The 205-nt window shown below is 76.6% G+C and carries 1 protein-coding gene; it reads right to left on the bottom strand.

The window, feature by feature from the left end:
- A partial coding sequence (locus B0W88_RS34325) for a hypothetical protein (RefSeq protein ID WP_158081017.1) occupies positions 1-205 on the bottom strand: 205 nt, incomplete at both ends.

The raw sequence follows: 205 nt of genomic DNA, 5'->3' as shown, positions 1-205 counted from the left end.
CCGAAGGCGGCGGCCTGGCTGGCGCTGAAGGCGGTGAGCTGGTCGGTGGTCAGCGCGGCGACGGCGCCGCCGCTGAGGTTGGCCAGCTGCAGCGTGCCGAGCGCGGCCAGCTGCTGGGCGCTCATCGCATGCAGCTGGGTGCCGCTGAGCGCCAGCGCCTGGCCGCTGGTCAGCGCGGCGAGCTGCGCGCCGCTGAGCCAGCCGA

Origin of the sequence: Pelomonas sp. KK5 (genome assembly GCF_001984095.1) — a bacterium.
Lineage (GTDB): Bacteria > Pseudomonadota > Gammaproteobacteria > Burkholderiales > Burkholderiaceae_C > KK5.
This window is presented reverse-complemented; position numbering and strand designations above follow the sequence as displayed.